General features: G+C 43.0%; 5 protein-coding genes and 2 tRNA genes. 5 read left to right on the top strand and 2 right to left on the bottom strand.

Annotated elements, in window-relative coordinates; translation table 11 throughout:
* Positions 1–147: 147 nt before the first annotated feature.
* Together CLFS41_RS04760 and CLFS41_RS04755 are read left to right on the top strand one after the other, a co-directional pair.
* Positions 148–222 (top strand) — tRNA-Pro (locus CLFS41_RS04760).
* A gap of 22 nt (positions 223–244) precedes the next feature.
* A tRNA-Gly gene (locus tag CLFS41_RS04755) sits at positions 245–316 on the top strand.
* 117 nt (positions 317–433) lie between these two features.
* Here CLFS41_RS04755 and CLFS41_RS04750 read toward each other — a convergent pair.
* Together CLFS41_RS04750 and CLFS41_RS04745 are read right to left on the bottom strand one after the other, a co-directional pair.
* Entirely contained in the window at positions 434–865 is a 432-nt protein-coding gene (locus tag CLFS41_RS04750) for a pyridoxamine 5'-phosphate oxidase family protein (protein ID WP_007871709.1), read from the bottom strand.
* A gap of 69 nt (positions 866–934) precedes the next feature.
* Positions 935–1,291 carry a helix-turn-helix domain-containing protein gene (locus CLFS41_RS04745; RefSeq protein WP_045091624.1) on the bottom strand — a complete coding sequence of 119 codons (357 nt, stop codon included), beginning with the start codon at positions 1,289–1,291 and terminating at the stop codon, positions 935–937.
* A gap of 170 nt (positions 1,292–1,461) precedes the next feature.
* On the opposite strand from CLFS41_RS04745, the gene CLFS41_RS04740 reads away from it, so the two are divergent.
* From CLFS41_RS04740 to CLFS41_RS04730, 3 genes are all read left to right on the top strand, one after another.
* Positions 1,462–2,031, top strand: coding sequence for a TetR/AcrR family transcriptional regulator (locus tag CLFS41_RS04740; protein WP_007871704.1), 570 nt, complete (start codon positions 1,462–1,464; stop codon positions 2,029–2,031).
* A gap of 111 nt (positions 2,032–2,142) precedes the next feature.
* On the top strand, positions 2,143–2,463 hold the full coding sequence (locus tag CLFS41_RS04735; protein ID WP_045091623.1) for a DUF1330 domain-containing protein: 321 nt from the start codon (positions 2,143–2,145) through the stop codon (positions 2,461–2,463).
* A complete protein-coding gene (locus CLFS41_RS04730; RefSeq protein ID WP_045091622.1) occupies positions 2,460–3,317 on the top strand; it encodes an MBL fold metallo-hydrolase in 858 nt (285 codons plus the stop codon). The genes CLFS41_RS04735 and CLFS41_RS04730 overlap by 4 nt, the downstream gene beginning before the upstream one ends.
* The last annotated feature ends 195 nt before the right edge of the window (positions 3,318–3,512 follow it).

The following is a 3,512-nucleotide window of genomic DNA, read 5'->3' as shown; positions in this document are numbered from 1 at the left end:
AGCTGACTAATACTAATCGGTCGAGGGCTTAACCAAAAGGTTTAGGGAAAAGAAGGAAGTTTCAATTCGGTTTTCAATATGTGGTTTTGAGGGTACGTAATGTGCTTAAAGATTATATCATTTATGGTGTAATTGCCGTGGTGATGACGGGGTGTGGCTCAGCTTGGCTAGAGCGCCTGGTTTGGGACCAGGAGGTCGCAGGTTCGAATCCTGTCACCCCGATTAACTAAAGAGAATATGATATGCGCGAGTGGCTCAGTGGTGGAGTATCGCCTTGCCAAGGCGAGGGTCGCGGGTTCGAATCCCGTCTCGCGCTTTTTTATTGGCTGGAATTTCCTGAAAGCAAGGGAATTCCGGCTTTTTTGTTGGCGAAAGAAGAACCCCCGGAGACGATTCCAGGGGTTTTATATTGCATTTATTATTGGATTCACAGTTAAAGCATTGCCTGCTCTATTTCAAATGATTCAGAGCTGAAGTTGCTGTAGTACCTACCGTCATTGGCGGTAAAACGCAGCACGCAATAGTCAGGATCTGTCACGCCTTTGGAGTAATACATGGTATCACCTTCCCTCCAGATCATTTCCTTGGTTTTCCTGTCCTCCAGTACTTCCATGGTGCCGGTAAGCATGACTCCGCGGAAAAAACGCCGGTCACAAAAATAGATACATGCCCTTGGATTAGCTTTATACTGTGAAACTCTCATTGAGGATGTGTTGGTGGTGAAATAAAAGACTTTGATGCCCTCTCTTTTACGCGGTGGGAGCATTGCTTTAATGTTTGGAATGCCGTCCGGGGACACGGAACCGATAAAGGACACTCCCTGTTTGTCAATCAGATTTCCAATTGTTGTTTCTGTATCTCTCATGGCTTTAACCTCCTTTTCAACCATTATATAGTGAGCCAGGTTGAAAAGATAGTAGGCACTTTTTAGTAACTACAAAAGCCCCTTTTCTTTCAGAATATTTTCCCTGTGATCTTCAATCATCATCTCAATCCCTACATCCTGCATAATTGTGACGGCCTGAAATATTTTCCTGCCACGGTCTGTGAGATCATATTTCACCTGCAAAGGATATCCTTCAAAGGTGGTCTTGTCCACAAAACCGTACTGGATCAATTCATTAAGCTGCTGGATTAGCATTTTCTGAGTCACGCCGGCAATGGAATGTCTGAGAAAAGAAAGAGACTGGGGGCTTTTGCTTAACTGCCATAAGATAATGGGTTTCCATTTTCCCCTGATCGCATCATGAGTCAGTTCCAGGGGACATGTATATTCATTTCGCATTTTCATATAGATCACCTCATTTAAAGTATATCACCGTAACCCAGGATTGGCTATAGTTCTATACGGAGTAGGTTTAAGGAAGATGTCCATTTTAATAAAATGATCTGGTTTGATCTTGACAGTTTCAAGACAATGTTATAGAATGCAAGTATACACTTGCAAGAATGGAGGCAAAAATGGACCAGACAAGTCAAAGGATCATTGATGCGGCAATGGAACTGATGATGGAGAGAGGATATTCGGCAACAACAACGAAAGATATTGCCAGGCGGGCAGGTGTGAATGAGTGCACCATTTTTCGGAAGTTTAGTGAAAAAAAGGAAATCGTGCTCCAGGCCATGAAGCAAAGTCAATGGCATCCAGACCTTCGCCCTGAGGATTTTCTTCAAATATCAGGTAGTCTGAAGGAGGATCTGATGCGTTTTTCACATGTGTATATGACCAAGGTGAGCCCCAGGTTTGTAAAACTTTCTATTGGGCTGCGCACTCCAGAATTGGCAGATGTGACATCAAAGGGAATCATGGCGGTTCCCCAGACTTTTAAGACGGGCTTGATTGATTATTTTAGGGAAATGAACAAAAGAGGAATTTTAAAGCATGATGATTTTGAAACTTTATCCATGATGTTCCTGTCCCTGAATTTTGGTTTTATATTTTTGAAAGCTTCATTTGGCGATCAGCTGACAACCATGGACCAGGATTGTTATATTAGGGGGATGGTTGAAGGGTTTATCAATGGAATATAGTTATAAGTACAGCAGCGGAAATGAATAAAAAGTATGTGGCACGTAGTTTGTGCTATATATTTTTGATGTTGATGCAAGTGTTTACTTGCATAGAGGGGAGAGGCGACAAGAATGGGATGGTATTTTATTGCATGCACTTATTTAGATCCGGGAAGGGGGAGATACGATTATGATGACTATATAAGAATGGTAAAGCCTATTGTGGAGCAATATGGAGGTGTCTATTTGGTCAGGAGTGAAAGAATTGAGTACCTAGGAGAGGGATGGAAGCCGGACCGTATGATTGTTATACGTTTTCCGGACAGAGGAAGCCTGGATGCATGTTTTTCATCAGAGGAATACGGACGTATCATGGGAAAGCGGATATCCTCAGTGGACAGTCACGCTATAATCGTACCAGCCTTTGGAGAAGGCCAGGAGGTGGGAGAGTGAAGATAAGCAAAACAGTACATCAGCTGAAAATTGATTTTAACATAAGTCCGCAGATCAGCCGCTATGTCTATGTGTATCTTATAGAAGGTAATGATGGATATTACCTGATTGATACAGGGGTAAAAGGATGTGATAAAAAAATTGGAGAATATATACATAAAAATGGAAGAAGGAGACAAACTATCAATACTGTACTGCTGACGCATTCCCATCCTGACCATATAGGGGGAGCAAAGGCTCTAAAGCATATATACGGCTGCCAGATCTGTTCCTGTGCAGGAGAAAAGAACTGGGTCGAAGATATAGACCTTCAGTACAGGGAACGCCCCATACCTAATTTTTATGGTCTGGTGGAGGGTTCGGTTCATGTGGACAGAACTTTAATACCTGGAGAGATTATTGAACTGGAGCCGGGAATTTCGTTGGAAGTGATCAAGGCTTCCGGACATTCTCTGGAATCACTGTGTTTTTATTATAGGGAAGAGAAGCTTCTTTTTGTGGGTGATGGGATTCCTGGGCCGGAAGACGTGCCCATCTATGTAGACTCACAGGCCAGCCTTGATACGCTGGAGCGGCTGAGGGTGTGGAAGGAAGTGGACCTGTATTGTCCTGCCTGGGATCAGATGTATAACCATGAGCAGGGGGTGGAGGTCATTGAAAAGGCAAAACAGGTCATGGAACAATTGAGAGATGCTGCTGTGGAAAGTTTGCGCTGGTGCAGCCGGCCGGATGATGTGGTTTCATATGTAGTTCCATGTTTGTGCCAACGACTTGGCATGGAGCAATGGAGTGAGCATCCGCTTTTTAAAAGATCGGTTTTGGAAGATATACAAAGGATGAAACAGGCTCGATAAAAAGTTTTTACAAAAAATGAAAAAAGCTGTTGACATTTGTCGAACCATCTGGTAAGATATCTCTTGCGCTGCGGTGAGAGCTTAAGCGCAAGAGAGTAAGAAATAAAAAAAGTTTAAAAAGTTGTTGACAAACGCAAACGGCTGTGATAAGATATAAAAGTTGCTGCTGAACAAGACAACAACAAACGAACCTTG

Origin of the sequence: Clostridium sp. FS41, assembly GCF_000954015.1 — a bacterium.
Classification (GTDB): domain Bacteria; phylum Bacillota; class Clostridia; order Lachnospirales; family Lachnospiraceae; genus Enterocloster; species Enterocloster citroniae.
This window is presented reverse-complemented; position numbering and strand designations above follow the sequence as displayed.